At 60.2% G+C, this 26,110-nt stretch carries 30 protein-coding genes; 11 read left to right on the top strand and 19 right to left on the bottom strand.

What is annotated here, in order from left to right:
- Positions 1–7: 7 nt before the first annotated feature.
- Positions 8–1,264 (bottom strand): MFS transporter, encoded by a 1,257-nt coding sequence (locus HGP16_RS10325; protein WP_168840080.1) that lies wholly within the window; start codon positions 1,262–1,264, stop codon positions 8–10.
- 144 nt (positions 1,265–1,408) lie between these two features.
- Between HGP16_RS10325 and HGP16_RS10320 the strand changes: the two genes are divergently transcribed.
- Both HGP16_RS10320 and HGP16_RS10315 read left to right on the top strand, forming a co-directional pair.
- Entirely contained in the window at positions 1,409–1,702 is a 294-nt protein-coding gene (locus HGP16_RS10320) for a YggT family protein (RefSeq protein WP_149635930.1), read from the top strand.
- Positions 1,699–2,016 carry a DUF167 domain-containing protein gene (locus HGP16_RS10315; protein ID WP_168839911.1) on the top strand — a complete coding sequence of 106 codons (318 nt, stop codon included), beginning with the start codon at positions 1,699–1,701 and terminating at the stop codon, positions 2,014–2,016. Before HGP16_RS10320 ends, HGP16_RS10315 begins: the two co-directional genes overlap by 4 nt.
- On the opposite strand, the gene ppa is transcribed toward HGP16_RS10315, so the two are convergent.
- The 4 genes from ppa to HGP16_RS10295 form a co-directional block, all read right to left on the bottom strand.
- On the bottom strand, positions 2,017–2,553 hold the full coding sequence (ppa, locus tag HGP16_RS10310; RefSeq protein ID WP_149635932.1) for an inorganic diphosphatase: 537 nt from the start codon (positions 2,551–2,553) through the stop codon (positions 2,017–2,019).
- Between the two features lie 159 nt (positions 2,554–2,712).
- Complete coding sequence (locus tag HGP16_RS10305) at positions 2,713–3,219, bottom strand: GNAT family N-acetyltransferase (protein ID WP_168839910.1); 507 nt, start codon at positions 3,217–3,219, stop codon at positions 2,713–2,715.
- A gap of 206 nt (positions 3,220–3,425) precedes the next feature.
- Positions 3,426–5,252, bottom strand: a complete 1,827-nt coding sequence (typA, locus tag HGP16_RS10300; RefSeq protein ID WP_168839909.1) for a translational GTPase TypA — start codon at positions 5,250–5,252, stop codon at positions 3,426–3,428.
- 236 nt (positions 5,253–5,488) lie between these two features.
- Positions 5,489–6,172, bottom strand: a complete 684-nt coding sequence (locus tag HGP16_RS10295) for a glutathione S-transferase family protein (protein WP_168839908.1) — start codon at positions 6,170–6,172, stop codon at positions 5,489–5,491.
- Between the two features lie 91 nt (positions 6,173–6,263).
- On the opposite strand from HGP16_RS10295, the gene HGP16_RS10290 reads away from it, so the two are divergent.
- Positions 6,264–6,728 carry a MarR family winged helix-turn-helix transcriptional regulator gene (locus tag HGP16_RS10290; protein WP_168840079.1) on the top strand — a complete coding sequence of 155 codons (465 nt, stop codon included), beginning with the start codon at positions 6,264–6,266 and terminating at the stop codon, positions 6,726–6,728.
- 99 nt (positions 6,729–6,827) lie between these two features.
- On the opposite strand, the gene HGP16_RS10285 is transcribed toward HGP16_RS10290, so the two are convergent.
- Both HGP16_RS10285 and HGP16_RS10280 read right to left on the bottom strand, forming a co-directional pair.
- Positions 6,828–8,891, bottom strand: a complete 2,064-nt coding sequence (locus tag HGP16_RS10285) for a M3 family metallopeptidase (protein ID WP_168839907.1) — start codon at positions 8,889–8,891, stop codon at positions 6,828–6,830.
- Positions 8,892–8,989: 98 nt separating this feature from the next.
- The gene (locus tag HGP16_RS10280; protein ID WP_168839906.1) at positions 8,990–9,631 is read right to left on the bottom strand and encodes a LysE family translocator; all 642 of its coding nucleotides are present in this window, start codon (positions 9,629–9,631) and stop codon (positions 8,990–8,992) included.
- A gap of 161 nt (positions 9,632–9,792) precedes the next feature.
- Here HGP16_RS10280 and HGP16_RS10275 point away from each other — a divergent pair, with 161 nt between their 5' ends.
- Positions 9,793–10,275: a MarR family winged helix-turn-helix transcriptional regulator gene (locus HGP16_RS10275; RefSeq protein WP_168839905.1), complete on the top strand. Its 483-nt coding sequence runs from the start codon at positions 9,793–9,795 to the stop codon at positions 10,273–10,275.
- Positions 10,276–10,352: 77 nt separating this feature from the next.
- Here HGP16_RS10275 and HGP16_RS10270 read toward each other — a convergent pair whose 3' ends face one another.
- The 3 genes from HGP16_RS10270 to HGP16_RS10260 form a co-directional block, all read right to left on the bottom strand.
- Positions 10,353–11,576 (bottom strand): argininosuccinate synthase, encoded by a 1,224-nt coding sequence (locus HGP16_RS10270; RefSeq protein WP_168839904.1) that lies wholly within the window; start codon positions 11,574–11,576, stop codon positions 10,353–10,355.
- A gap of 120 nt (positions 11,577–11,696) precedes the next feature.
- A complete protein-coding gene (locus HGP16_RS34670) occupies positions 11,697–11,939 on the bottom strand; it encodes a type II toxin-antitoxin system RelE/ParE family toxin (RefSeq protein ID WP_168840078.1) in 243 nt (80 codons plus the stop codon).
- 49 nt (positions 11,940–11,988) lie between these two features.
- Positions 11,989–12,231 carry a type II toxin-antitoxin system ParD family antitoxin gene (locus tag HGP16_RS10260; RefSeq protein WP_168839903.1) on the bottom strand — a complete coding sequence of 81 codons (243 nt, stop codon included), beginning with the start codon at positions 12,229–12,231 and terminating at the stop codon, positions 11,989–11,991.
- 85 nt (positions 12,232–12,316) lie between these two features.
- Between HGP16_RS10260 and HGP16_RS10255 the strand changes: the two genes are divergently transcribed.
- Positions 12,317–13,171 (top strand): SDR family NAD(P)-dependent oxidoreductase, encoded by an 855-nt coding sequence (locus HGP16_RS10255; protein ID WP_168839902.1) that lies wholly within the window; start codon positions 12,317–12,319, stop codon positions 13,169–13,171.
- 68 nt (positions 13,172–13,239) lie between these two features.
- Positions 13,240–13,881, top strand: a complete 642-nt coding sequence (locus HGP16_RS10250) for a LysE family translocator (RefSeq protein ID WP_168839901.1) — start codon at positions 13,240–13,242, stop codon at positions 13,879–13,881.
- Here the strand turns inward: HGP16_RS10250 and HGP16_RS10245 are convergent.
- The 5 genes from HGP16_RS10245 to HGP16_RS10225 form a co-directional block, all read right to left on the bottom strand.
- Positions 13,865–14,293 (bottom strand): hypothetical protein, encoded by a 429-nt coding sequence (locus tag HGP16_RS10245; protein WP_168839900.1) that lies wholly within the window; start codon positions 14,291–14,293, stop codon positions 13,865–13,867. The two genes, HGP16_RS10250 and HGP16_RS10245, sit on opposite strands and share 17 nt — an antisense overlap.
- Positions 14,294–14,298: 5 nt before the next feature.
- On the bottom strand, positions 14,299–15,534 hold the full coding sequence (gene rlmN, locus HGP16_RS10240; protein WP_168839899.1) for a 23S rRNA (adenine(2503)-C(2))-methyltransferase RlmN: 1,236 nt from the start codon (positions 15,532–15,534) through the stop codon (positions 14,299–14,301).
- A 287-nt stretch (positions 15,535–15,821) separates the two neighbouring features.
- On the bottom strand, positions 15,822–16,385 hold the full coding sequence (locus tag HGP16_RS10235; RefSeq protein ID WP_168839898.1) for an invasion associated locus B family protein: 564 nt from the start codon (positions 16,383–16,385) through the stop codon (positions 15,822–15,824).
- 332 nt (positions 16,386–16,717) lie between these two features.
- Positions 16,718–17,107: a YkvA family protein gene (locus tag HGP16_RS10230; protein ID WP_168839897.1), complete on the bottom strand. Its 390-nt coding sequence runs from the start codon at positions 17,105–17,107 to the stop codon at positions 16,718–16,720.
- Between the two features lie 66 nt (positions 17,108–17,173).
- Positions 17,174–17,479: a 4a-hydroxytetrahydrobiopterin dehydratase gene (locus HGP16_RS10225; protein WP_168839896.1), complete on the bottom strand. Its 306-nt coding sequence runs from the start codon at positions 17,477–17,479 to the stop codon at positions 17,174–17,176.
- Between the two features lie 32 nt (positions 17,480–17,511).
- Between HGP16_RS10225 and HGP16_RS10220 the strand changes: the two genes are divergently transcribed.
- Positions 17,512–17,994 (top strand): low molecular weight protein-tyrosine-phosphatase, encoded by a 483-nt coding sequence (locus HGP16_RS10220; RefSeq protein WP_168839895.1) that lies wholly within the window; start codon positions 17,512–17,514, stop codon positions 17,992–17,994.
- Here HGP16_RS10220 and thpR read toward each other — a convergent pair.
- Both thpR and HGP16_RS10210 read right to left on the bottom strand, forming a co-directional pair.
- Positions 17,925–18,521 (bottom strand): RNA 2',3'-cyclic phosphodiesterase, encoded by a 597-nt coding sequence (gene thpR, locus HGP16_RS10215; RefSeq protein WP_168839894.1) that lies wholly within the window; start codon positions 18,519–18,521, stop codon positions 17,925–17,927. The genes HGP16_RS10220 and thpR overlap by 70 nt on opposite strands.
- A 68-nt stretch (positions 18,522–18,589) precedes the next feature.
- Positions 18,590–19,240, bottom strand: coding sequence for an arylesterase (locus HGP16_RS10210; protein ID WP_168839893.1), 651 nt, complete (start codon positions 19,238–19,240; stop codon positions 18,590–18,592).
- Between the two features lie 81 nt (positions 19,241–19,321).
- Between HGP16_RS10210 and HGP16_RS10205 the strand changes: the two genes are divergently transcribed.
- From HGP16_RS10205 to HGP16_RS10190, 4 genes are all read left to right on the top strand, one after another.
- The gene (locus HGP16_RS10205) at positions 19,322–20,032 is read left to right on the top strand and encodes an ABC transporter ATP-binding protein (RefSeq protein WP_168839892.1); all 711 of its coding nucleotides are present in this window, start codon (positions 19,322–19,324) and stop codon (positions 20,030–20,032) included.
- Complete coding sequence (locus HGP16_RS10200) at positions 20,029–22,575, top strand: ABC transporter permease (RefSeq protein WP_168839891.1); 2,547 nt, start codon at positions 20,029–20,031, stop codon at positions 22,573–22,575. Before HGP16_RS10205 ends, HGP16_RS10200 begins: the two co-directional genes overlap by 4 nt.
- A gap of 195 nt (positions 22,576–22,770) precedes the next feature.
- Positions 22,771–23,511 carry a Bax inhibitor-1/YccA family protein gene (locus tag HGP16_RS10195; protein WP_149635953.1) on the top strand — a complete coding sequence of 247 codons (741 nt, stop codon included), beginning with the start codon at positions 22,771–22,773 and terminating at the stop codon, positions 23,509–23,511.
- A gap of 222 nt (positions 23,512–23,733) precedes the next feature.
- Entirely contained in the window at positions 23,734–24,291 is a 558-nt protein-coding gene (locus tag HGP16_RS10190; RefSeq protein WP_168839890.1) for a GNAT family N-acetyltransferase, read from the top strand.
- A 69-nt stretch (positions 24,292–24,360) separates the two neighbouring features.
- Here HGP16_RS10190 and HGP16_RS10185 read toward each other — a convergent pair whose 3' ends face one another.
- Positions 24,361–24,762 (bottom strand): DUF2794 domain-containing protein, encoded by a 402-nt coding sequence (locus tag HGP16_RS10185; protein WP_168839889.1) that lies wholly within the window; start codon positions 24,760–24,762, stop codon positions 24,361–24,363.
- Positions 24,763–25,102: 340 nt separating this feature from the next.
- Positions 25,103–25,846 carry a DUF1223 domain-containing protein gene (locus HGP16_RS10180; RefSeq protein WP_168839888.1) on the bottom strand — a complete coding sequence of 248 codons (744 nt, stop codon included), beginning with the start codon at positions 25,844–25,846 and terminating at the stop codon, positions 25,103–25,105.
- Positions 25,847–26,110 lie beyond the last annotated feature (264 nt).

Raw genomic sequence — 26,110 nt, 5'->3', positions numbered from 1 at the left:
GCGCTCCTCAAACCGGCTGCGGCTCGCCCTCGCGGTCGGGCGCGTTAAGACTATCGATCTGGCGAAGCTGCGGGAAACCCGTGGCCCAGAGCACGGCAACCGCGAGCGTGCCGATACCGCCGATGACGACGGCGGGGATCGCGCCGAAATAATGCGCCATGGTGCCGGCGCGGAATTCGCCGAGTTCGTTCGACGCGCCCACGAAGACCATGTTGACGGCATTGACGCGGCCGCGAACGTGATCGGGCGTCCAGAGCGTAATCAGCGTTTCGCGCACATAGACGGAGATCAGGTCGGTTGCGCCCATGACGGCAAGCGCCGTTATCGAGAGCCATGGTGTGTGCGAGATGCCGAAGATCAGCGTGCCCACACCAAACATGGCGACGCCGGCGAACATATAGAGGCCGGCGCGATGCCGGATGGGATAGGTCGCCAGAAACAGGCCCATGGCGATCGCGCCGAAGCTCGGCGCCGCGCGCAGGAGACCGAGTCCCCAGGGTCCAAGCGTCAGGATATCACGCGCGTAGACCGGCATCAGCGCCACAGCACCGCCGAGCAGCACGGCAAAGAGATCGAGCGAGACCGCGCCAAGCACCACTTTTTCCGACCAGATGAAGCGGAAGCCGGCAAGGATCTCGTTCATACTTTTCGACTGATGCGCCGCACGCTGCTGCGGTTTCGGGATGAGATAGGTCAGTATCGAGCCGGCGGCCAGGAAAACGACGGCGACGGTATAGGACGCGCCGGCACTGACGCCATAGAGCAGGCCGCCCGCGACGGGTCCGAGAATGGCGGCCGCATCCCAGGACATCGAATTCCACGTCACCGCATTCGACAGATCCTGCGGCGGAATGAGATTGGGAGCGAGCGACTGCATTGCCGGCGTCATGAAGGCACGTTCGACGCCGAAGACGGCGAGGATCATGAAGACGAACAGGGGTGCAAAGGTGCCTGTGACGGTCAGGAAGAGCAGCGCCGCGGTGCAGAGCATACCGACGAAGATGCAGATCGCGGCAACCCTTCGCCTGTTGTAGCGATCGGCCACCGTGCCGGTGACAAGGATCAAGAGCAAGGAGGGCAAGAACTGCACGAGGCCGATCAGGCCGAGATAAACGGGATTGCCGGTGCGGTCGTACATCTGCCAGCCGACCGATACACTGACGATCTGGGTGGCGAAGGCCGTCAGAAACCGCGCGAAGAAGAAGTAGGTATAGGCGACGTGCCTGAAGGCGGCAAACCGGTCTCCGCTGGCGGCAAATGACATGGAACGAGACTTTCCGACGCGAAGGCCGGCGTAAACGCCGTCGCCAGCCTTTTTAAACATGATTCAACATGCTTCGGAGCATGGGACTTGCCCGTTTAGTCGCCAATGTCTACATGTCTGTCAACCGCGAATTTGGAGACGGATATGCTCGCCTTATTTCAAACCATTGATCTGGCTTTGAATCTTTACACCTGGATATTGATCGCCAGCGCCATTTTTTCTTGGCTCCATGCATTCAACGTCATCAACTCGAGCAATCAGTTCGTCAATTCCGTCGGCAACTTCCTCTATGCTGTCACCGAGCCGGCCCTGCGCCCGATCCGCCGCATCCTGCCGGATCTCGGCGGCATCGACATCTCGCCGGTCATCCTGCTGCTGATCATCTTCTTCATCCGCTCGCTGATGTGGAATTCGATCGTCCCCTTGTTCCTGAGGTGAACAAACCCTGGCAGGCTTTCCCGGATCATCTCCGGCTTTCCGTGCGGCTTACGCCCAATGGCGGGCGTGACGCGATCGATGGACTGGAAACCGGCAGCGACGGCGATTGCTATTTGAAGGCGCGCGTCTCGGTCGCGCCGGAAAAGGGCAAGGCCAACAAGGCACTGATCGTGCTGCTTGCCAAAAGCCTCGGCATCCCCAAATCTTCACTCGCCTTGGTCGGTGGCGACACAGCGCGCAAAAAAATCCTCCGGATCGAGGGCGAACCGGAGGATCTGATAGGAAGGCTTTGCGCCGTAACCGAAGGCCGCTGATCAGGCCTTGGTGTTCTTGGCGCGTTCGATCGCTTCGAGAATGAGCTCGCCGGCTTCCTTCGAGCCCTTCCAGCCGAAGATCTTGACCCACTTGCCGGGCTCGAGATCCTTGTAGTGCTCGAAGAAATGCTCGATCTGCTTCACCGTGATCTCGGGCAGGTCGGTATATTCCTTGACCTTGTCATAGCGCATCGTCAGCTTCGGCGAGGGAACGGCGATGATCTTCTCGTCCTTGCCGGAATTGTCCTCCATCATCAGCACGCCGATCGGGCGGACATTGATGACGCAGCCCGGCACCAGCGGACGGGTGTTTGCGATCAGAACGTCGATCGGATCGCCGTCGTCGGAGAGCGTGTGCGGAACGAAGCCGTAATTGCCCGGATAGGTCATCGGCGTATAGAGGAAACGGTCGACGACCAGCGTGCCGGCCTCCTTGTCCATTTCGTACTTGATCGGATGACCGCCGACCGGCACTTCAACGATGACGTTGATGTCTTCGGGCGGGTTCTTGCCAATGGAAATCGCGTCGATACGCATACTTGTCCCCTAGATAAGGATGGTTGCCGCCAGCCAAATAATAGGATTCATCCCGCAACGCAACAACGCATCGGGAAAGAGGCGGATTTGCTGCATAATTTAAAGCGCCATAGCGACCTTTTGCGCGTCATATATGGCGCGCGGCGCTGTAGGTGCCGCTCAAGGCCAGACGAAACCGATCTTTCTCAGCTGCCTGTGATCGAAGGTTTCGATGCCTTCGCAGAAATCCGCGCCGCCCTGCCCACGATAGAAGCGGTAGGCATTGTCATTTTCCTCGAGGCACCAGACGACCAGCCCCTTGCAGCCGAGCGACTTCAGCAGCCGCCGTGCTTCGCCGAAAAGCATGCGCCCCAGGCCCAGCCCCTGATATTGCGGGCGCAGGTAGAGTTCGTAGATTTCGCCTTCCTGCGGCAGCGCACGAGCCCGGTTGAGGCCGAGCGTGGCATAGCCCGCGATCTCGCCGGCGACGTCCAGAACCAAGAGCGTTGCCGGACCGCTGGTCGCCTTGCGCCACCAGTTTTCGCCGCGACGCTCGATCATCTGGCCGAGGGCGCGATGCGGAATGATGCCGGCATAGGTGTACTGCCACGACTGGCGGTGCACCTCCGAAATGGCCCGGGCATCATGGGGTTCTGCCCGCCGAACATCAATCGACAACGTCTTCATAACGTCTACTCTGGTCTTACCAATGCGAATTAACCATCCTCATTCATAAAGATGGCGAACTTGCCCACAGGCTTTATCCGTGGATCATTAACGAAAATTAACGACTTTTTAACCTTTAGGACAAGGGCTCAAAAATCGAACACGCAAAATAAAACCCCGGCATGATGGCCGGGGTCTGATGATTCGAAGCAGTGCAGGCCTTGCCGTTAGGCAGTACGCGCCTTTTCGAAGCGCTTACGCTCGTTCGGGTCGAGATACATCTTGCGCAGGCGGATCGACTTCGGCGTGACTTCCATCAGCTCGTCGTCCTGGATCCAGGAAAGCGCGCGGTCGAGCGTCATGCGGATCGGCGGCGTCAGCTTCACAGCTTCATCCTTGCCGGCGGCGCGGATGTTGGTCAGCTGCTTACCCTTGAGCACGTTGACTTCGAGGTCGTTGTCGCGGGAATGAATGCCGATGATCATGCCGGCATAGACTTTCTCACCCGGTTCGATGATCATCGGACCGCGGTCTTCCAGGTTGAACATCGCGTAGGCGACGGCTTCGCCGGAAGCGTTGGAGAGCAGGACGCCGTTGGTGCGGCCGCCGATCGCGCCCTTATAGGGCTGATAGTCGTGGAACAGACGGTTCATGATGGCGGTGCCGCGCGTATCAGTCAGCAGTTCCGACTGATAGCCGATGAGACCGCGCGTCGGCGCAAAGAATTTCAGGCGCAGGCGATTGCCGCCGGACGGACGAAGCTCGACCATTTCGGCCTTGCGCTCGGACATCTTCTGCACGACGACACCGGAATGCTCTTCGTCGACGTCGATGACGACTTCTTCGATCGGCTCCAACATCTGGCCGGTGGCTTCGTCCTTGTGCATGACGACGCGCGGACGCGACACGGCAAGCTCGAAGCCCTCGCGGCGCATGGTTTCGATCAGAACGGCGAGCTGCAATTCGCCGCGGCCGGAAACGTAGAACGAATCCTTGCCTTCGGCTTCTTCGATCTTCAGCGCGACGTTGCCTTCGGCCTCCTTGAACAGGCGGTCGCGAATGACGCGCGAGGTAACCTTGTCGCCTTCGGTGCCAGCCAGCGGGCTGTCGTTAACGATAAAGGACATGGTGACGGTCGGCGGATCGATCGGCTGGGCATGCAGCGCCTCGGTAACGGATGGATCGCAGAATGTGTCGGCAACCGTACCCTTGGACAGGCCGGCGATAGCGACGATATCGCCTGCATGGGCTTCCTCGATCGGCGTGCGCTCGATGCCGCGGAAGGCGAGGATCTTGGAAATACGGCCGGTTTCGATCGGCTTGCCATCCTGGCCTAGAACCTTGACGGCCTGGTTCGGCTTGATCGAGCCGGAATGAATGCGGCCAGTGATGAGGCGGCCGAGGAAGGGATTGGATTCAAGAAGCGTGCCGATCATGCGGAACGCACCGTCTTCTTCGCCGACACTCGGCTCCGGCACATGCTTCAGCACGAGATCGAGAAGCGGGCCAAGGCCCTCTTCAACAGGGCCTTCCGGTGAATAGTTCATCCAGCCGGCGCGGCCCGAGCCGTAAAGGATCGGGAAATCGAGCTGCTCGTCGGTAGCGTCGAGCGCTGCGAATAGATCGAAGACTTCGTTGATGACTTCTTCGTGGCGAGCGTCCGGACGGTCGATCTTGTTGATCGCGACGATCGGGCGAAGGCCGACCTTCAGCGCCTTGCCGACGACGAACTTGGTCTGCGGCATCGGGCCTTCCGAGGAATCGACCAGCACGATCGCGCCATCCACCATCGAAAGGATACGCTCGACTTCGCCGCCGAAGTCGGCGTGGCCGGGCGTATCGACGATGTTGATGCGCGTGCCCTTCCAGACGACCGAAGTCGCCTTGGCGAGAATGGTAATGCCACGCTCTTTTTCCAGATCGTTCGAATCCATCATGCGCTCAACGGTGCGCTGGTTCTCGCGGAAGGAGCCGGACTGCTTCAGAAGCTCGTCGACGAGGGTGGTTTTCCCATGGTCAACGTGCGCGATGATCGCGATGTTGCGAAGTGCCATATGTCTTAATCTCTGAGGCTGGGGCGCAGTGTCTAGGAAACACGCCAATTGCATTTGGCGCGCTCATAGCCTTTTTTTCGCGATTGCGAAAGGGGGGAGGCAAGAAAGGGGCTGAAAGCTTGCCCTCACGCCCCCGAACACACCAATCTCGTGCTGGCCGACAGCAAAGCCTCCGCGCCGCCATGCAGGCAATATAAGCTGCATGCAGCGCCTCGACCGGGATTTTTGTGCCCTCGTCACGCAGCCCGCTTCAGCAGCCATGCATCATGATTCACCAGGAAAGCCTTGAGGCGATCGGAGTAGTCCTGCGTCACCGCATCTCGCACGCTTTGCCGCAAAGCCAATTCCCCGCGCCATGCCATGGCACGCGGCAACGCATCGAATATTCCCGTCGGTGTGATGGTGTCGAACACTTCGAAATAACGAAAGACGGGTGCGAAGACCGCATCAACCAGGCTGAACGCCTTACCGGCGAAAAACGGCCCGTCGTTCAGCTCGCCTTCGACACGATTGAACTTCTCGATGAGCGCCTTGCGCTTGACCTCATAGGTCTCCTCGTCCTTCGCAGTCTCGAACCCCCACAAGTCCGAAAGGATCGAGGAGCCAAACTCGATCCAGCCGCGATGGCGGGCACGTGCAAGCGGATCGGCCGGGTGGAGCCGAGCGCCAGACTGTGTTTCCTCGAGATATTCGCAGATCACCGCGCTTTCGAACAATACCGTTTCTGACCCGTCGCCCTGCCGCACGATCAGGAGGGGCACCTTACCGAGCGGAGAAATGGCAAGAAACCAGCCGGGCTTTGCCGACAGATCGACATAGCGAATCTCAAATGGCACGGCCTTTTCAGCAAGTGTGATGGCCGCCCGCTGAACGTAGGGGCAGAGGTAGTGGCTGACGAGAATCAGCTTTCCATCGGACATGGTCAAATCTCCAGAGGCTTCGTTTCAGGTAGATGTAATTGCATCTATATCTGGCCTTGCCACGGTCGTCAATATAGATGTAATTGCATCCATGTCCGATTGTTCAGAAGCCTCCCCAGCAAAGCCCTCCCCTGCCATCACGCGAGCATGGGTGCATCTCATGCGTGCTCAGCAAATCACTCTCGCGGCAATCGAGCAGGACTTGAAGGCAGCCGACATGCCGCCGCTTGGCTGGTATGACGTGCTGCTGGAGCTGTCGCGGACCACGGACGGCAGATTGCGGCCCTATGAGATCGAGGAGCGTACGCTGCTCGCCCAGCATAATCTCTCCCGTCTTCTCGACCGGATGGAAAAGGCTGGTTTTGTTCGCCGTGAAGTATTTTCCGAGGACGGACGAGGTCGCTGGGTGGTTATCACCGAGGCGGGAAGTGCGATGCGGAACCGCCTATGGACCGTCTATGCCTCGGCGCTCCAACGCCACCTGGGCGATAAGCTGGACGACGCCCAAGCCGATCAGCTGGCCGAGCTGTTAGCCGTGCTTTTGCGCAAATCCTGATTTGCAAGGCAAAACCGATCCGAACCAAACACGGTCGCAAAGTCGATCGCGAAAGTTGACCTTCCACGACGGACCTTGCAACACGCCCAAGGTGGGGAATCAGGCCGCCAGCCCCTTCTTCCTCAGCATCGCATCCGGGCTCGGCAGCTTGCCGCGGAAGGCCTTGTAGGCATCTTCCGGATCGATCGAACCGCCGACGGAATAGATATTGGACTTGAGCTTCCCGGCCATGTCGGAATTGAAGGCGTCGCCGGTTTCCTCGAAGGCGGCGAAGGCGTCGGCGTCGAGCACTTCCGACCACATGTAGGAATAGTAGCCCGCCGAATAGCCGTCGCCGGAAAACACATGCTGGAAGTGCGGCGTCGCGTGGCGCATGACGATCGATTTCGGCATGCCGATCTCGGCAAGCACCTCCCCCTGCATCGCCATTGGGTCGTCGACAACACCTCGAGTGTGGAATGCCATGTCGACTAGGGCCGAGGAGGTGAATTCGACCGTATTGAACCCGGCATTGAAGGTGCGGGCGGCCAGTACCTTGTCGAGCAGCGCCTGCGGGATCGGCTCGCCGGTCTCGTAGTGGACGGCATATTCCTTGAGGATGGCGGGCACGGTCAACCAGTGCTCGTAGAGCTGCGACGGCAACTCTACGAAATCGCGCGAAACGCCGGTGCCCGAAACAGAGGGATAGGTGACATTGGAAAGCATTCCGTGCAGCGCATGGCCGAACTCGTGGAACAGCGTGCGCGCGTCGTCAAGCGACAGCAGCGCCGGCTTGCCCTTCGCCGGCTTGGCGAAGTTGCAGACATTGTAGATGATCGGCAGCTCGCCGATTTCGCCGCTCTTCAGCGGCAGCTTGTGCTGCGACTGAAACGAACTCATCCATGCGCCGGAGCGCTTGGAGCTGCGCGCGAAATAGTCGCCGAGAAACAGGGCGACGAGCTTGTCGGAGCGGTCGCGGATCTCGAAGACACGGACATCGGGATGATAGGCGGGAACGCCCTTCTGCTCGACGGCCCGAATGCCGAAAAGGCGGCCGGCGACATCGAAGCAGGCGGCGATGATCTTTTCCAGCTGCAGATAGGGCTTCAGCTCTGTTTCGGAGAAATCGAACTTCCGCGTGCGGATCTTCTCGGCATAATGCCGCCAATCCCAGGGCATGACCTCATGATTGCGGCCTTCCTCCGCGATCAAGCCGGCAATATCCTTTTCTTCTTCCGCAGCGCGTGCGGCCGCTTTCGCCCATACGGTCATCAGCAGATCGTTCACGGCCGTCGGCGTCTTCGCCATGGTGTTGTCGAGCTTCAGTTCCGCGAAGTTGGCGTAGCCGAGCAGCTTCGCCTTCTCTGCCCGAAGCGCCAGCGTTTCACGAACGATCTTGCGGTTGTCCGTCTTGCCGCCATTAGCGCCGCGAGCGATCCAGGCGTTGAAGGCCTGCTCGCGCAAATCGCGTCGTTCGGACGAGGTGAGGAACGGCTCGATGATCGAGCGTGACAAGGTGACCGCATATTTGCCCTCTTCGCCGCGTTCGCGCGCCGCCGCCGCCATCGCATCGCGCAAATAGTCCGGAAGACCCGCAAGATCGGCCTCCTCCGACAGAAGCAGTGCCCAATCCTTTTCATCCGCCAGCACATTCTGGCCGAATTGTGCGCCGAGGCCCGCGAGCGTCTCGTTGATGACAGACAGGCGCTCCTGCTCTGCCTTCGGCAGCTTGGCGCCCGACTTGACGAAGCCCTTCCAATGCCGCTCCAGCACGCGGGTTTCTTCAAGCGTCAGCCCGAGAGCCTCGCGCCCCTCCCAAAGAGCATCAAGGCGGGCAAAGAGCGCCGCATTCGTGCCGATCTTCGAATAATGCCGGGCCATCTTCGGCGCGATCTCGCGCTCCAGCGCCTGGATCGTCTCGTTCGTATGGGCGCCGGCCTTGTTCCAGAAAAGCGCCGAGATACGCGACAGCTCGTCGCCGGCGATTTCCAGCGCCGTCACCGTATTGGCGAAAGTCACCGCCTCGCTGTTGCCGGCGATCGCGTCGATCTCCGCTTCATGCGAAGCAAGTGCCGCGTCGAAGGCAGCGGCAAAATCCGTATCCTTTACTGCGTCGAAACGCGGCAGCCCCTGATGTCCGGTCCATTCGGTGAGCGCAGGATTGACGGCGGTAAGGGAAGACATGCAAGGCATCCTTTCGACAGCATCTGATCGAAGCACGATATAAGGCTACTCCCGCCGAATTGGTATGGCGCGGAGCTGAACAAATTGAATGAGGGCGATCAGGCCTTGCGCCAGCCAAGCAGGCCGGGCGTGGCGTGCCAAAGCGCCTGGGCCGCGAAGCCCATGAAGAGCACGCCCGAGCATCGCACGATCAACCGCTCATGCGCGCGATAGAAGCGCCGGACGGCGCTGGCGCCGATAATGCTGATCAGGATGAGATCGGCAGTGATGAAACCGGCAAGGGAAACGGCGAGCAGCAGCGGCAGCGCGCTGAAGGTCAGCGCGCCGGCGGAGCCTGCGACAAGTGCCGTGAAGGTCGCCAGGGCCACGGGATATCCCTTGGGATTGGTGACGCCGAAAATCAGGCCACGGCGGAAGGGCCGCTCGACATTGACGAGCGATTTGCCTTCGCCCTTCGGCTTGGCGGTCACCGCGCTCCAGCCGATCCAGGCAAGATAGAAGCCACACAGCAATCCCAGCATATCGAAGACGAAGGTGCCGATGGTCTTTGCGCCGACAATGGCGACCAATGCAAGCGTGGACCAGACGAGATCGCCGAGCAGATGGCCGCTGACGAAGAATGCGCCCGCCTTGCGCCCCTGCCCTGCGCCGATACCGAGCAGCGCCAGAAATGCAGGGCCGGGAATGAGGACATAGAAAAGCGCGGCCAGAAAGGCACCGACAACAAGCGATTGTGTCATGATGGGTGTTCCCGCTGTTAATCGCGCGAGAGTAGCAATCTGCGGAACCCGGTCAAGCAGCAGCGCGTTTTCTGGCAGAAGAAGTCGTTGTGTTCATGGGATGAAGTCAATAAGAACGTAGTGGGGCCTAAAAATTAAAGAGCGTAGGTAGGGAAGCGCTTATGAACAGCAGGATTAATACGGATTCGCTCGCCTTTCTTGTGAGCGATTGCGCCCGACTGATCAGGACGGCCTTTGAGCGACGCATTCTTGTCGCCGGGCTTGGACTGACGGCGGGCGAAGCACGGACGCTGATGCAGGTCGCCGCCATCAATGGCAGTCGCCAGCTCGACATCGCCTCCCGGATGGGGCTGGAGCCGATGACGGTCAGCGCCTTTCTGGACAAGCTGCAGGCGCGCGGCTTGATCGAACGCCAGCCAGACCCACTCGATCGCCGCGCCAAGCGGATCGTGCTTTCGGAATCGGCCGACGCCAAGCTGAAGCAGATCGACAGAGAAGTCTGCGAAGTCGAACGCAGTGCGACGCAAGGCTTCGACAAAGACCTTCAACTTCAGTTGCATGACACGCTCTGTACCTTCCGCAGCAATCTGCAGAAGGCCGAAGCGCCGGCTGAAATCGAACGCGAATTACGGCCGGTCGATTAACTCCGGGCGCCGCTTTCCATATAAGAAAGCCCGCCTCCGGCGACCGGAAGCGGGCTCTTCAGCATGCAAGGTATCGATTATTTCGATAGATTGCGCTTGGCGAGCGTGCGCAGGCGCAGCGCATTCAGCTTGATGAAGCCGGCCGCGTCCTTCTGGTCGTAGGCACCCTGGTCGTCCTCGAAGGTGACGAGCTTGTCGGAGTAAAGTGACTTCGGGCTCTCGCGGCCGATGGTCATGACATTGCCCTTGTAGAGCTTCAGCGTCACCTCGCCTTCGACATGCTCCTGGCTCTTGTCGATGAGCGCCTGCAGCATTTCGCGCTCCGGCGAGAACCAGAAACCGTAATAGATCAGCTCGGCATAGCGCGGCATCAGCTCGTCCTTGAGGTGCGCGGCACCGCGGTCGAGCGTGATGGATTCGATGGCGCGATGAGCCGCAAGCAGGATCGTGCCGCCGGGCGTTTCGTAGACGCCGCGCGACTTCATGCCGACGAAGCGGTTTTCGACGAGGTCGAGGCGGCCGATGCCGTTGTCGCGGCCGTACTCGTTCAGCTTCGCGAGCAGCGTTGCCGGGCTCAGGCGCTGGCCGTTGATCGAAACGGCATCACCCTTTTCGAAGCCGATCTTGATGATCGTCGCCTTGTCGGGAGCGGCTTCCGGCGAAATCGTGCGCATATGCACATATTCGGGCGCTTCCTGCGACGGATCTTCCAGAACTTTGCCTTCGGAAGAAGAGTGCAGCAGGTTGGCATCGACGGAGAAAGGCGCTTCGCCCTTCTTGTCCTTGGCAACCGGGATCTGATGCTTTTCGGCGAATTCGAGCAGATCGGTCCGGCTCTTGAACGACCAGTCGCGCCAGGGTGCAATGATCTTGATATCCGGGTTCAGCGCATAGGCCGACAGTTCGAAACGAACCTGGTCGTTGCCCTTGCCGGTCGCGCCGTGCGCGATGGCATCGGCGCCGGTCTTCTTGGCGATCTCGATCAGATGCTTGGAGATCAGCGGACGGGCAATCGACGTGCCGAGGAGATAAACGCCTTCATAGACGGCGTTGGCGCGGAACATCGGAAAGACGAAATCGCGCACGAATTCCTCGCGCACGTCCTCGATATAGATTTCCTTGATGCCAAGCAGCTCGGCCTTCTTGCGCGCCGGCTCAAGCTCTTCGCCCTGGCCGAGATCGGCGGTGAAGGTCACGACTTCCGCACCCAGCTCCGTCTGCAGCCACTTCAGGATAATCGAGGTGTCGAGACCGCCTGAATAGGCGAGAACGACTTTCTTCACGTCTTTATGTGATGCCATGATGAGTTCCGTTTCGAGGCGGGCCAAAGGAAAGGCCCGCAAACCTGTATCGCGGAACTTTTAGCGAGATTATCGTGAGGCGCAAGGGGAAGTGCGAGTGGGATGTTTCGCGGGGCAGCGTCAGAGATGAGCCCCGATATTCATCCGCCGATACAGGATGCGGATGATTGTGACGACACGCTCATCGTCTCTGTAGACGATGAAATGCGATCCGCAAGTCGAGACGAGATGTTCGGACTTGAGGCCTTCGATGGCGCGGCCGCGTTTTATTCCGCTTGCCAGTGCGGGGAAACATTCAACCATTTCGTTGTAATAGGCATCGGCCTGATGAAGGGGCCATCTCTCTTGTGTGTAGCGCCAAATCGCCTCAAGATCCTACCGCGCTTTCGGCAGAATTTTATATGCGCGACTTTCAGCGGGCATATTTCCGATGCATCTCCTTGAGAAATTCGGCACCGTCGAAGTCCTGCGGCTCGCCGGACTCTTCACCTTCTTTTATCGCGTCGGCAATGGCCTCCAACTCTGCCTGATGGCGCAGAAGTTTGAGCGCGGCGGCGATGACTTCGCTTGGAGACCCATATTGGCCATGGCTGATCTGCTGGCCGATGAACACATCCATTTGCTCGTCGATCTCTACGGATACATGTTTTGTCACGGGCGCGACCTCCGACCGTTTGACTTGGTTGCCGAAACTACCATATTCGGCGGCGACCGAACAATGCCTGAGGAGGGCGCCGCTCGTGACCGATATTCAAGACATTTTCAAGAAATCCAATGTTGCCGTCATCACCGGAGGCGCTTCCGGCATCGGCTTCGCCGCCGCGAAATATTTCGCTTCGCTCGGCATGAGTGTCGTCATCGCCGATCTCGGCGGCGACCGGTTGGCGGAAGCCAGCGCCGAACTCAAGACGATCACGGGCGAAGAGCACGTTATGGCCATCGAGACCGATGTCGCCAGCAAGGATTCGTTGGAAGCGCTGGAGCGTGCCGTCCTGCAGCGTTTCGGCCGGGTGCATGTGCTGATGAACAATGCCGGCATCGGACCGGAAACCTCGATCTTCAGCGCGCAAGCCGGTTGGGACGCCATCCTCGGCGTCAATCTGCTTGGCGTCGTCAACGGCACGCGCGTCTTCGGACCCGGCATGCTGGCGCATGGCGAACCGGGTGTCATCATCAACACCGGCTCCAAGCAGGGCATCACCACGCCTCCAGGCAATCCCGCCTACAATGTCTCGAAGGCCGGCGTGAAGGTCTTCACCGAAGCGCTGCAGCACGAACTGCGCAATACCGAAGGCGCGAAGATATCGGCCCATCTTCTCATCCCTGGCTTCGTCTTCACCGGGCTTACCAAAGGTGAGCGCAGGGAAAAGCCCGCCGGCGCCTGGACGCCGGAGCAGACGGTCGAGTTCATGGTGGAAAGCCTGACGCGCGGCGATTTCTATATTCTCTGCCCCGACAACGATGTCGCCCGCCCGACGGATGAGCGCCGCATGCTCTGGGCAGCCGGCGATATCGTCGAGAACCGCCCACCGCTGTCGCGCTGGCACCCAGACTATGCCGATCAATTCAAGGCCTTCCTCGAAAAGAAGGATTGATTTGCAATCCCCCGAAAGCCGGATAAGAAAACGCTAAGCACCATAATCCGGCTTTCGGAGCGACTATCATGGATTTCATACCAAGCCTGCCGACCCTCCTCGCCTTTGCGGCAGCGAGCCTGTTGCTGGCCATGACGCCCGGCCCCGACATGACGTTGTCGATCAGCCGCGCGCTCGCACAGGGCAAGAAGCCGGCGCTCTTCGTCGTGCTTGGCACCAGCCTCGGCGTCATCGTCCACACCTGCCTGGTGGCCTTCGGCATTTCGGCGCTGATAACGGCCTCTCCGCTTGCCTTCACCATGCTCAAGACCGGGGGCGCTGCCTATCTGCTGTGGCTGGCGATCCAGGCGATCCGCTTCGGCTCCAGCCTGTCGGTCAAAAAGGTCGATGCTATCAGGGGCACGCCGCTTGCCAATATTTCAACCGGCTTCTGGGTCAATCTGCTGAACCCGAAGGTCATCATCTTCTTCATGACCTTCCTGCCGCAGTTCGTCACGGCAGGCGATCCGGCCGTCACGCACAAGCTGCTCTTCCTCGGCTTCTTCTTCATCGTCATCGGCATGCCGGTGAACATGCTCGTCGTTCTTGCTGCCGACGGCCTGTCGTCATGGCTGCAGAGGAACCGCGGCGTGATGCGCGGCCTCGACTACACCTTTGCCGGCGTCTTTTCGATTTTCGCGATGAAGATCTTCTTCACTCAGGCTCGTTGAGCATCGGACAGCGACCCGCAAACCGGCCGGCAATCCACCAATAGACGGTGGCGCTGGCTGTGCCCAGGAAGGCGAAGCAGACCGCAATGGTGATCAGATTGAGGGTCTGCGGCCTTTCCACGCCGCCGGAAATCAGGATGGAAGCCACGGAAGACAGAATGGCCCCGTAGATCGCATAGCCGTACCAGCGGCGAACCCGCCGCCACTCGAGAATGGGGATGACGACCAGGGACGGCAGGATGCTGACGATCATGGCGACCTTCGTCAGCCCGACGGTGAGAACGAAAAGCTCGGGCGCCGCGGTCTCCGGCACTGTCCATGCGGCGGCGCAGGCCAGCACGAAGCCCATCAGAACGCAAGCGGCGAGATAGCCCCATAAGAGCCGTATCGGCTTGCGCAGTCCGAGAAGCATCGATCTCAATCCTCGCCGTGGTTGGCGATCATCATTGCTTCGAAAGCCAATCGCTCCGTCTTGCGCATGCGCTCCGACTCCGACTTCAGCTGACCGCAGGCGGCGAGAATGTCGCGCCCGCGCGGCGTGCGGATCGGCGAGGCATAGCCGGCCGAATTGATGAAATCGGCGAACTTCTCGATCTGCTCCCAGTCGGAACACTGGTAGTTCGTGCCGGGCCAGGGATTGAACGGGATCAAATTGATCTTGGCGGGAATGCCCTTCAGGAGCTGGATCAGGCCTTTCGCGTCTTCCAGACTGTCGTTGACGCCCTTCAGCATCACATATTCGAAGGTGATGCGCCGGGCGTTCGACAGGCCGGGATAGGCACGGCAGGCGTCCATCAATTCCTTCAACGGATACTTCTTGTTGATCGGCACGAGCATGTCGCGCAGATCGTCGCGCACCGCATGCAGCGAGATTGCCAGCATGACGCCGATCTCGTCACCGGTGCGATAGATTTCCGGAACGACACCCGAGGTCGAAAGCGTAATGCGCCGCTTGGAAAGAGAAAGGCCGTCTCCGTCAGATGCAATCAGCAGCGCCGTCTTGACGCTGTCGAAATTATAGAGCGGCTCGCCCATGCCCATCATGACGATATTGCTGACCTTGCGTCCCTCAGCCGGCATGATCGTGCCTTGCGGTGCTTCACGATCCGGGAAATCGCCGAGCCGGTCGCGCGCCAGAAGCAGCTGCGACAGGATTTCCTCCGCCGTCAGGTTGCGCACCAAACGCTGCGTGCCGGTATGACAGAAGGAACAGGTGAGCGAACAGCCGACCTGGCTGGAAATGCAGAGGGTGCCGCGGCCTTCTTCGGGAATATAGACGGCCTCGATCTCGACAGGGCGGCCGGCGCCGCGCGGCGGAAAACGCAGCAGCCATTTGCGCGTGCCGTCATTGGAGACCTGTTCCTCGACGATCTCGGGGCGCGCGATGGTGAAATGCGTCTTCAGCATTTCGCGCATGTCCTTCGAGACATTCGCCATGGCATCGAAATCGGAGACGCCGCGCACGTAGATCCAGTTCCAGAGCTGGCTGACGCGCATCTTGATCTGCTTGTCGGCGACACCCTTTTCCTTGAGGGCGGCGCCCATTTCTTCGCGCGTCAGGCCGATCAGCGACGGCTTCGGCGAAAGCTCCACAGGCTGCGACATGGGCATCGGCTTAAGCCTGGAGGGGGTTATGACATCGGTGGCGGACATGGGATCGTTCCAACGGTTCACATCGGCGATGCCGCAAAAGCTGGCGATAGCTGCGGATGCGGGCAAGGCACGAAAATCTGAAGATTCATGCGGTGGCGGGACAAGCTGTCTGCCGGACACCTGCTGTTGGCGCGGCCTTTAGCATTAATTTCCGCTCGCGTCATCCCTTTCCCTAAAAAGCGAAAGTCTGGCCGCTAAAAGCAAAAGGCCGGTCGAATTGACCGGCCTTGTTACTACGGTCGCGGCATTAGCGCGATCACGTTTCCGTGATCCCTCGGCCTTCGATCTTACTTGCAGTTTTCGACCTGCTTGAGCGCAGCGCTGACGCCCTTCAGTGAATAGGTGTAGGAGGTCGCCGTGCCCTTCTTCGAGGTCGCCGAGACCTTCAGCGAATGGCCTGATTTCAGTGCGGCAACCAGGGCCGGCTCCTGCGCGGCGTTTTCGACCCAGGCGGCCTTGTCCTTGGTGAACATCACGAAGGTCTTGTTGTCGATGACGACGTCGACCTTGGAATTCTCCTTGAGCGGATAACCCATCATCGCCTGCGGCTCATAGGAAATATTCTGGCCCGGGCGTTGCGACACAATGAAGAAATTGTCGCCATGGTCGATGCCCGACGTCGGCGCCTTCGCTGTCGGCACGGAGAGAACGTAGCAGACCTTGCCGCCGGCCGACTGGTAGGAATAAGCGCCCCAGGCGTCGAACTGCTGGATGCGCGTGGGAGCTGCCGGCGCTGCGGCTGTCGCTGCCGGTGGCTGCTGCGTCTGCTTCTGCTTCTTGGTCTGCGCGGACGCGATGCCGGTTCCGGCCAGAACGAGCGAGAGGGCGATTGCGAAGCTTTTTACAAACATGGTTTCCTGCCGATTTCTTGCGATCCAGAGCGCATGGCGATTCGATTGAGGCACGCCTGTGCTCGTGAGCTGCCTTATTTTGACTTTATTCAGGTTACCAAACCGTCAACGGAGCGCTGCCGCCACCGGCTCCGTGCCATTTCAATCCAGTTATCGCGCAAAGCTTGAAACGCATCAGAAGGAATTGGAAAACCCGGATGGTGAAGTACCACCCTGCAGGTTCGATTTAAGACAGAAAGATTCGGGCAAGAATTTGACCTCGCTAAAATCAGGCAGGTCTCATAAATCTCTGGAAACCCGAGAGGATTCAGATCGGGGCCTCAAAACGAGCATCAGGCCGTCTCGGCGGCCTCAGGCTCGTTCTCCAGCGCGCGGTCGGCGGCATCGTAATGTTCCTGGCGGATATGGCCCCTGATCATGCTAAAAGCGAGCGTCAGCACCGCGACATCGTCGGAAAAGCCGATGACGGCAAAGAAATCGGGGATAATGTCGACCGGCATGACGAAATAGCCGAGTGCCGCCAGCAGGATGCCGCGAACTCGCGTCGGCGTCTGCGGGTCGAACGCACAATAGAAGGCGGCCACGACGTCGCGGGAAAAGGGAATATGGCGAGCCGCCTTCCGCAAGGTCGGCCAGAATTTGCCGCGCACCGATTTTTCCTGCTCTTTTTGGGTCTCTTCGTCACCAGGCATCAGGATTTCCCCATACTTGATGTCATCCATTCCATTCACCTCTAGCGATGCCCGTCGCCCGGGCCGGGTAAACATATGGTGATCGCTTGCCGCGATTCAATCGAGACGGCGCGCGGCCGCCTTCTCCATCGCCTTTGCCAGTTTGACGTCATGGTCGGTCAGGCCGCCGACGTCATGCGTCGTCAGCTTCACCTCGACCCGGGAATAGACGTTGAACCATTCCGGGTGATGGTTGAATTTTTCCGCGGCAAGCGCAGCTTCGGTCATGAAGCCAAAGGCCTCGACGAAATTGCGGAATTTGAAGGTCTTCGAAATCGAAAGACCGTCGTCCGCAAGCGCCCAGCCGCTAAGCTCCGCAAGATTTTCATCGATTGCGGCACGATCCAGCTTTTCGTATTTCATGGCAATTACTCCTCTAGCGGTGAAACGATACCATGGATCGTCATAGGATTCTTTTCGTCTGCGCCGGCAATATCTGCCGGTCGCCCTTCGCCGAAGGCATATTCAGACACCTGGCGGGCGAGATCGGTCGCTCGGACGAATTCGACATCGATTCGGCCGGCACCGGCAGCTGGCATCAGGGCGAGCGTCCGGATCGGCGTTCGATTGCCGTCGCGGCCGGTCACGGAATCGATATTTCAGGCCAGCACGCCCGGCGTATCGAACCGGCCGATTTCGGCAGGTTCGATCTTATCCTGGCAATGGATCAAGACAATTTGAAGAACTTGCGCAAGTCGGCACCCGCCGATGCGCTCGGCAAACTGCACCTTTTCAATACCCTCGCGCTCGGCGTCAACAAGGACATTCCCGATCCCTATTACGGCGACCGCGAGGATTTCGAGACGGTTTACACCATGCTCTTGGCCGGCTGCGGCGCATTGTTGCCCAAGGTCGGGAACGTGCTGCGCGGCTCGTGAAGCGGGAATATCTCTTCGGTGAGATAGGGACCGCCGCCAACCGATTCGCGCGAGGACAGAAGCACGAAACGGCCCACGGTGAATGGCGCGGTGTAGAAGTTGCCACGACCGGAGAGATAGTGCACGACATCATCGACCCGAGAGGACTTCAGCCTCGCGAGCGTCACATGCGGCGTAAACTTGCGCGGATCGGGCTGCAGACCGATGCGCTGGCAGATGCGCTCGATCTCGCCTTGCAGCGCGTGCATGTCCGGCGTCTGCGACACGCCGGCCCATACCGAGTGCGGCTTCTTGGAGCCGAAGGAACCGATGCCCTCCAGCCGAAGCTGGAATTCAGGTCGGTCTATCCGGTCCAGGCGGTCGACGATCTCATCGGCCGTGCGGCCATCGACATCGCCGATGAACCGCAAAGTGATGTGATAATTTTCGACGTCGATCCACCTGGCTCCCGGGAGACCACCGCGCAACAATGACAGGCTCATGGCCGCATTGCGCGGAATTTCGAGGGCGGTAAAAAGTCTCGGCATGACGAGCACTCCCCGAATCTCTTGCAGGTACAACTAGGGAATCACGCATTTGCAGTCGGTGCAAGCACCTATTTCGCACCTGCGTCAATCGTCCCTACAAAACTGATAACAGCCGGCAACATATGTTGGACCATCACATCCACACCCTTGGGGTTCGGATGCATGCCATCGGCGAGCTGCAGATCCGCATGCGCGGCGACGCCGTCGAGGAAGAACGGATAGAGCGCAAGCTGGTATTTGTCGGCAAGACGCTTGTAGATCGGATTGAATTTGTCGGCGTAGTCAGGCCCCATGTTCGGCGGAGCCAGCATGCCGACGAGAAAGATCGGGATCTTTCTGCCCTTCAGCCGCTCGATCATCGTCTCGAGGTTCTTTTCCGTCTGCTCTGGCGGAATGCCGCGCAACGCGTCGTTGGCGCCGAGCTCAAGGATGACGCCATCCGTGCCATCAGGCACCGACCAGTCGATGCGCGAGAGCCCGCCCGAGGTCGTATCGCCGGAGACGCCGGCATCGGCGACGGCCAGATCCAGTCCCTTGGCCTTCAGCGCGGCCTCCAGCTTGGCGGGAAAACCATCGCCGGGCGGAAGCTGGTAACCCGCCATCAGGCTGTCGCCGAAGCCGACCAGCTGGATCGTCCGCGCTTCCGCAGCACCTGCCGCGCCAAACAAAAGACCGAAAGTGATGACAGCGAAGTGAAACGCAGCAACTTTAAAACCCATGATCCAATTCCTAAATTCGCTGCTTGGGCCAGTCGTGCCCGCCATTATCTCTGATGTTCTCCGATATATAGGGCGTTCGCATTGGCAAAAACCATCATCGAGCTGAAGAAGGCGGATTTGACGCTCGGCACTGCCGCCGCCTCGGTCCATGTGCTGAAGGGCATCGACCTGACCATTATGGAAGGTGAGGCCGTCGGCATCGTCGGCCCATCCGGCTCCGGCAAGTCGACCCTGCTGATGGTGCTGGCCGGTCTCGAAAAGCTCGACAGCGGCGAACTCCTGATCCGCGACACGCCCCTGCACAGCCTGAGCGAGGACCGCATCGCGGATTTCCGCGGCCGCAATATCGGTATCGTGTTCCAGTCCTTCCATCTCATCGCCAACATGACGGCGATGGAAAACGTCGCCGTGCCCCTGGAGCTTGCCAATGTCCGCGATGCCTTCGACATCGCCCGGCGGGAGCTGGAAGCGGTGGGGCTGGGCGAACGGCTCAGTCACTATCCCGGCCAGCTTTCCGGCGGCGAGCAGCAGCGCGTCGCCATCGCCCGCGCGCTGGCACCCTCGCCCGCCGTCCTGATTGCCGACGAACCGACAGGCAATCTCGACACCGATACCGGACGGCAGATCGCCGACCTGCTCTTCGCCCAGCAGGCCGAGCGCGGCACGACCATGCTGCTCGTCACCCACGATCCGGCGCTTGCCGCCCGCTGCTCGCGCCAGATCCGCGTTCGCTCCGGCGAAATCGAGAACGACAGCACGCGCACGCGCACCAGCCAGGCAGCGATTGCATGAGCACGGCGGGACTGCGCCTGCCGCTCGCCTTCCGCCTTGCCCTGCGCGAATTGCGCGGCGGCCTCGGCGGCTTCTACATCTTCCTGGCCTGCATCGCGCTCGGCACCGGCGCAATTGCCGCCGTCAATTCCGTTTCCCGCTCGATCACCGACGCCATCGCGACCCAGGGCCAATCACTGCTGGCCGGCGATGCTCGTTTTGAGCTGCGCAATCGCGAGGCAACGTCGGAGGAATTCGCCTACCTCCAAAGCCTGGGGAAAGTTTCCCGCTCCACCGGACTGCGCTCCATGGCGCGCCTGCCCGACGGCTCCGATCAGGCGCTGGTCGAGGTCAAGGCCGTCGATGATGCCTATCCGCTCTACGGAACCTTCGAGGCCGAGCCGGACCAGCCACTGTCGACCCTGCTGGCGGCCAAGGATGGCACCTATGGCGCCGTGGTCGCCCCGCTTCTGCTCGAACGCCTGAACCTCAAGATCGGCGACGATCTGTTGCTGGGCAATACCAAGCTGCGCATATCAGGTACTGTCGAGAGCGAGCCGGATGCCGTCTCCGAAGGATTCGGCTTTGCGCCGCGCCTGGTGACGAGCCGCGATGCCCTGATTGCCTCTGGTCTGATTACGACAGGCAGCCTCGTCGAACAGGCATACCGGATCCGCATGGACCATCCCGCAGCCGGCATCCGCAATATCGGCGACCGCGCCAATGCCACCTTCCCGCAGGCAGGCTGGTCGATCCGCAGCAGCGATCGCGCCGCTCCCCAGCTCGCCGACAATGTCACGCGTTTCTCGCAATTCCTGACGCTCGTCGGCCTGGCTGCTCTCATCGTCGGCGGCGTCGGCGTCGCCAATGCCGTGCGGGCCTTTCTCGATTCGAAGCGCACGACCATCGCCACCTTCAAATGTCTGGGCGCGCCGGCCTTCGTCGTGGTGCTGATCTATCTCATTCAGATTGCCGTCATTGCGCTCGCCGGCATCGCGGTCGGCCTCGTTCTCGGCGCCATTGCGCCCATGATCGCATCGCAATTCATAGCCGAATTCCTGCCGATTTCCACCGCACCGAGGCTTTATCCCGGCGCGCTGACGCTCGCCGCCGTCTTCGGCCTGCTGACGACGCTTGCCTTCGCCATTCCCCCGCTCGGCCACGCCCGCGAAGTGCCGGCGACGGCGCTTTTCCGCGAACAGGGCTTCGAAGCGCGCCGCCTGCCCGGTTGGCCCTATCTGCTGGCCGCCGGCGTGCTGATGGCGGCACTTGCGGCGCTTGCGATCGTCACCGCCTATGATCGCTTCATCGCGGTCGTGTTCGTGGTCTCGATCGCCGGGGCTTTCGTCGTGCTGCGCGCCGTTGCCGCCGCTCTCTCCTGGCTTGCCCGCCGCAGCCCGCGCGTACGCTCTCCCGCTTTGCGCCTGGCAATCGGCAATATCCACCGACCGGGCGCTCTCACCTCGTCCGTCGTGCTGTCGCTCGGCCTCGGCCTGGCGCTGCTTGTGACGCTGACCCTAATCGACGGTAATATGCGCCGCGAATTGACCGGTCGTATGAGCGAGCAGGCGCCGAACTTCTTCTTCGTCGATATTCAGGGGCCGGAGCTGGAAGGTTTCCGCAAGATCGTGCTCGCCGAGGATCCGAAGGGCAAGCTCGTCGAGGCGCCGATGCTGCGCGGCCGCATCGTCGCCTTCAACGGCGAAGATGTCACAAAAATGAAGGTGCCGGCCGCCGGGCAATGGGTGCTGCGCGGCGATCGTGGCATCACCTATGCCGAAACCGTGCCGGAAAACGCCTCGATTACGGAAGGCAAATGGTGGGACAAGGATTATGGCGGCGAGCCGCTGGTCTCCTTTTCCGACGAGGAGGGCAAGGCGCTGGGCCTGAAGCTCGGCGACAAGGTCACCGTCAACGTGCTTGGCCGTAACATCACTGCCAAGATCGCCAGCTTCCGCAAGGTGCAATGGCAATCGCTGTCGATCAATTTCGTGATGATCTTCTCGCCCAATACCTTCAAGGGCGCCCCGCATGCCTGGCTGGCAACGCTGACCGACACTTCGGCCACCTCCGCTCAGGAAGCCACGATCCTCCGGAAGGTCACCAATGCCTATCCGACCATAACAAGCGTCCGCGTCAAGGATGCACTGGATGTCGTCAACACGCTGGTGGGACAGCTCGCCGCCGCTATCCGCTCCGCCGCCTCGGTCGCGCTCATCGCATCCGTGCTGGTATTGGCGGGTGCGCTAGCGGCCGGCAACCGCGCTCGCACGCATGACGCTGTCATCCTCAAGACACTCGGCGCGACGCGTGCCACGCTCATTCGCGCCTTCAGCTACGAATATCTGATCCTCGGCGCGGCAACCGCCATCTTCGCGCTGATCGCGGGTGCGGCATCGGCCTGGTATATCGTCAGCCGCATCATGCGCCTGCCGTCTGCCTTCCTGCCCGACGTCGCCTTCTCAACGCTGATCATCGCCCTGGTGCTGACGGTCGGCATCGGCCTGATCGGTACCTGGCGGATTCTCGGCCAGAAGGCGGCACCCGTTCTGCGCGAACTCTGATTCGCCGCGGAGATCAACCGGAAGCCGGCAAAACGGCTCGATATTACACCGATTTAACATGCGCCGGATCGCTTGACCCTTGTGTATGAGGCTCGAAAGCCTCATATTCTGTGCAGGCATGCTGGAGCTCCGCAGCGGCGCCTGGGCTTGAAAGACCCGACACCGTACTCACATCGGAGCTTGAAAGAGGAAAACATGGCTGACTTCCGCAATTACCAAAACCGGGCGCAGAGCGGCGCGCAATCCGGTGCGATGATAGACGAGGGCCTTCGAGCTTACATGCTCAAGGTCTATAACCTGATGGCGCTGGGTCTGGCGATCACGGGTGTTGCCGCCTATCTCTCCTTCTCGCTCGCCTTTGCAAACGGACAGATCACGGCCTTCGGTCAGGCGATCTATCTCAGCCCGCTGAAGTGGGTTGTCATCCTCGCTCCGCTGGCAATGGTCTTCTTCCTGAGCTTCAGGATCAACCGCATGAGCGTGGCTGCCGCGACGACGACCTTCTGGGTCTATGCCGCGCTGGTGGGCCTGTCGCTGTCGTCGATCTTCATCATCTATACCGGCCAGAGCGTCGTGCAGACCTTCTTCGTGACCGCCGCGTCCTTCGGCGCGCTGTCGCTGTTCGGCTATACGACGAAGCGTGATCTGTCCGCGATGGGCTCGTTCCTGATGATGGGTCTCTTCGGCCTGATCATCGCGACGCTCGTGAACATCTTCCTGGCTTCGTCCGCCCTGCAGTTCGCAATCTCCGTGATCGGCGTGCTGATCTTCGCGGGTCTGACCGCCTACGATACGCAGCGGATCAAGGAAATGTATTACACCGCCGACGATGCCACCGTGGCCGGCCGCAAGGCCATCATGGGCGCCCTGTCGCTCTACCTGGACTTCATCAACCTGTTCATGTTCCTGCTGCAGTTTATGGGCAACCGCCGTTAATCGCGCAGCATGAATGAGCAACGGAAAGGCGGCTTCGGCCGCCTTTTTCATTTGCCTGGCGACAAGCCCTGCGATTTGATAGCGGACAATCACAGCTGAACGCTTCCGCTTTTCTTCGAATCGCGGAAATGCTCCAGCCTTTTGTTTCTACGTAATTCCGGACGGAAAACTGCCATGCAGTTTTCCTGGAATTGCTTTAGCAGATCAGGCAACAAGAAGCAGATGTCCATCAGCCTCCGCAGCGCGACCACAGACGACCTATCCCACATCACGGCAATCTATCGCGACTCCGTCCTCAACGGCACGGCAAGCTATGAGATCACGCCGCCGAGCCAGGATGAGATGGCGGCGCGTTTTCAGGCGATCCAGGAAAAGGCCTATCCCTATATCGTCGCCGAAGATGAGGCCGGAACCTTCCTCGGCTATGCCTATGCCTCATCGTTCCGCACACGGCCGGCCTATCGCTGGATGGTGGAGGATTCGATCTATCTGGCGCCCGAGGCCCGCGGGCGCGGCGTCGGCAGGCTGTTGCTCGATGCGCTCGTCGAACGCTGCGTGACGCTCGGCTTCCGCCAGATGATCGCCGTCATCGGCGGCGCCCATCCCGCCTCCGTCGCCGTGCATCGCGCCGCGGGCTTCACTGAAGTCGGCCTGTTGAAAGGCACCGGCTACAAGCATGGCCGATGGCTGGACACCATGCTGATGCAGAAGGCGTTGGGCGAAGGAGATGGCACCGATCCGGATCCTTCGGTCTATCCGGGGACGTTGTTTGGGGAGTAGCATCGGTTTCAGATATGCCGCAGCTCTGATACGGCACCTATCCGCCAACATAGAGCCGATGAAGAGAAACTACTTATCCACCAGCTTCAGCTGCTTGTCGAACACCTTCAGAACCTGCTGCACGTCATGGCCGCGCTTCAGGATCATGCCGTTGATGTTGACGACCGAAAAAGCGCCCTGCTTGGCCGCCAGCTTTGGATTCTTTTCGATGCGGAAGAGCGGCATCTCGCCGGAGCGCTTGAAGACGGAAAAAACCGCCTTCTCCTTCAAATGGTCGATGGCATAGTCGCGCCACTCACCCTCGCCGACCATGCGGCCATAGATCCATAAAATCGCATCCAGCTCCCGGCGATGGAAGGTCACCGGTAGCGGATCCTTGCTTTGTTTGTATTCCCTGAGATCGACGACGACGGAGGAATTAGTATCGGCGGAACGGTGTTCGCCGTGTCGCAAATCCGGCTGATCAGTCATCAATCCCCCAGGGGCTATCTCATGACAGGAGAATGACAGTTTGCCTCAGCCGCACCAAATTGCAAGACGGCAGAGGGCTCACAATTTTTTTACGCCGCCCGAAAGCATCTCGGCGGCGCCGCATTTCAGACAAAACGACGCCCAATTTACAGGAAGTATAGACGCCGTTTGGCGCCGCCGCGTCAAACGGCCCGGCCGGGGCGCATCGATTAAACCCCAGCCCCGAATGCGTCCTCGCCGGGCACCTCGCCTTTTTGGCGCCAGCCAAAATAGCGAGCCTTTTCGGTGCCAGCCGAAATAGGGTATCTTTTCCGCACAAGTCGAAATACAGAAATGCCGCTCAGCCGTCGGAGCCGATCGTGAGGACCGTTGCTCCGATGATGGCAGCTGGATCGCCCGAAGGCGTCGACGATTGCAGAAGAACAGCAAGACCTCTGCGGCCGGCCTTGTCGAGCACGGAGGAGGGCAGCGCCAGGCTCATGGCCTTGCCATCCCACATGCCCACGGTCTCGACATCCGAGACCGCATGCATATAGGCGATCTGCTGGCCGGTGTTTTCACCGCCTTTCGGCGCCACCATCTGCTCCTTGTCGAAATAGACGACGACCACATTGGCCCTGCCCTCGCCGGCGCCGATCTTGATCTCAAGCTCGTCGCCCTTGGTAACGGCATTGACCGGAACTATCAGCCCCTCGCCGTGGCTCTGGAAGTCATTGAGCTTGACATTGATGGCGTCGAGATCGGCGCCGTTCATATGGGCCCTGCCATTGACGATCGCCTGCGGCGTATAGACCCCGCTGCGCCCCATCGTGCGGGCATAAGCATATTGGCGCGCCGTGTTGTCCTTGGACGCCATGGTGTCGTTCCAGCCGAGATAGTTCCAATAGTCGACATGATAGGCGAGCGCGACGACATCACCCTGGCGGATCAGCTTGCGGAACGCCGCGTCCGCGGGGGGACAAGAGGCACAGCCCTGCGAGGTGAAGAGCTCGACGACGCCCTTGATCTTCGACGCCTCCTGCGCATGCAGCGAACTTGCCAGCGCGATGCCTGCCAGAAGTGGAACCGAAAATCGAAGGCGCATTTCCCTTTTACCTCTTTCGTAAAATTTCGGCGCCGCCCACGAATGCGGACGCCCAAACCATTCACGCTCCTCGGGACCACTCAGCCCACATCAAGCTCGAAAAATCTGAAACAAGAGATAATGGTTTAGCGCGATGACGCAAAGTCACGATGGGGTGAGGCTGACGCCCGGCAAAGGCTCGCCGTACACATCACCGTGAAAAACAAGACGCCGCCGGAAGAGTTTTCCGGCGGCGTCCAGGAATTGCGTGAAAACTACGAGATG

The organism is Rhizobium sp. P40RR-XXII (genome assembly GCF_012641405.1).
Lineage (GTDB): Bacteria > Pseudomonadota > Alphaproteobacteria > Rhizobiales > Rhizobiaceae > Rhizobium.
The sequence above is the reverse complement of the archived record's forward strand: the minus strand, read 5'-3'. Positions and strand labels throughout refer to the sequence as shown.

Bases quoted from the DNA above. Each gene is read 5' to 3' on its own strand.
- HGP16_RS10325 (WP_168840080.1), bottom strand. From the start codon at position 1,264: ATGTCATTTGCCGCCAGCGGAGACCGGTTTGCCGCCTTCAGGCACGTC.
- HGP16_RS10320 (WP_149635930.1), top strand. From the start codon at position 1,409: ATGCTCGCCTTATTTCAAACCATTGATCTGGCTTTGAATCTTTACACC.
- ppa (WP_149635932.1), bottom strand. From the start codon at position 2,553: ATGCGTATCGACGCGATTTCCATTGGCAAGAACCCGCCCGAAGACATC.
- HGP16_RS10305 (WP_168839910.1), bottom strand. From the start codon at position 3,219: ATGAAGACGTTGTCGATTGATGTTCGGCGGGCAGAACCCCATGATGCC.
- typA (WP_168839909.1), bottom strand. From the start codon at position 5,252: ATGGCACTTCGCAACATCGCGATCATCGCGCACGTTGACCATGGGAAA.
- HGP16_RS10295 (WP_168839908.1), bottom strand. From the start codon at position 6,172: ATGTCCGATGGAAAGCTGATTCTCGTCAGCCACTACCTCTGCCCCTAC.
- HGP16_RS10290 (WP_168840079.1), top strand. From the start codon at position 6,264: ATGTCCGATTGTTCAGAAGCCTCCCCAGCAAAGCCCTCCCCTGCCATC.
- HGP16_RS10285 (WP_168839907.1), bottom strand. From the start codon at position 8,891: ATGTCTTCCCTTACCGCCGTCAATCCTGCGCTCACCGAATGGACCGGA.
- HGP16_RS10280 (WP_168839906.1), bottom strand. From the start codon at position 9,631: ATGACACAATCGCTTGTTGTCGGTGCCTTTCTGGCCGCGCTTTTCTAT.
- HGP16_RS10275 (WP_168839905.1), top strand. From the start codon at position 9,793: ATGAACAGCAGGATTAATACGGATTCGCTCGCCTTTCTTGTGAGCGAT.
- HGP16_RS10270 (WP_168839904.1), bottom strand. From the start codon at position 11,576: ATGGCATCACATAAAGACGTGAAGAAAGTCGTTCTCGCCTATTCAGGC.
- HGP16_RS10250 (WP_168839901.1), top strand. From the start codon at position 13,240: ATGGATTTCATACCAAGCCTGCCGACCCTCCTCGCCTTTGCGGCAGCG.
- HGP16_RS10245 (WP_168839900.1), bottom strand. From the start codon at position 14,293: ATGCTTCTCGGACTGCGCAAGCCGATACGGCTCTTATGGGGCTATCTC.
- rlmN (WP_168839899.1), bottom strand. From the start codon at position 15,534: ATGTCCGCCACCGATGTCATAACCCCCTCCAGGCTTAAGCCGATGCCC.
- HGP16_RS10235 (WP_168839898.1), bottom strand. From the start codon at position 16,385: ATGTTTGTAAAAAGCTTCGCAATCGCCCTCTCGCTCGTTCTGGCCGGA.
- HGP16_RS10230 (WP_168839897.1), bottom strand. From the start codon at position 17,107: ATGGATGACATCAAGTATGGGGAAATCCTGATGCCTGGTGACGAAGAG.
- HGP16_RS10225 (WP_168839896.1), bottom strand. From the start codon at position 17,479: ATGAAATACGAAAAGCTGGATCGTGCCGCAATCGATGAAAATCTTGCG.
- HGP16_RS10220 (WP_168839895.1), top strand. From the start codon at position 17,512: ATGGATCGTCATAGGATTCTTTTCGTCTGCGCCGGCAATATCTGCCGG.
- thpR (WP_168839894.1), bottom strand. From the start codon at position 18,521: ATGCCGAGACTTTTTACCGCCCTCGAAATTCCGCGCAATGCGGCCATG.
- HGP16_RS10210 (WP_168839893.1), bottom strand. From the start codon at position 19,240: ATGGGTTTTAAAGTTGCTGCGTTTCACTTCGCTGTCATCACTTTCGGT.
- HGP16_RS10200 (WP_168839891.1), top strand. From the start codon at position 20,029: ATGAGCACGGCGGGACTGCGCCTGCCGCTCGCCTTCCGCCTTGCCCTG.
- HGP16_RS10195 (WP_149635953.1), top strand. From the start codon at position 22,771: ATGGCTGACTTCCGCAATTACCAAAACCGGGCGCAGAGCGGCGCGCAA.
- HGP16_RS10190 (WP_168839890.1), top strand. From the start codon at position 23,734: ATGTCCATCAGCCTCCGCAGCGCGACCACAGACGACCTATCCCACATC.
- HGP16_RS10185 (WP_168839889.1), bottom strand. From the start codon at position 24,762: ATGACTGATCAGCCGGATTTGCGACACGGCGAACACCGTTCCGCCGAT.
- HGP16_RS10180 (WP_168839888.1), bottom strand. From the start codon at position 25,846: ATGCGCCTTCGATTTTCGGTTCCACTTCTGGCAGGCATCGCGCTGGCA.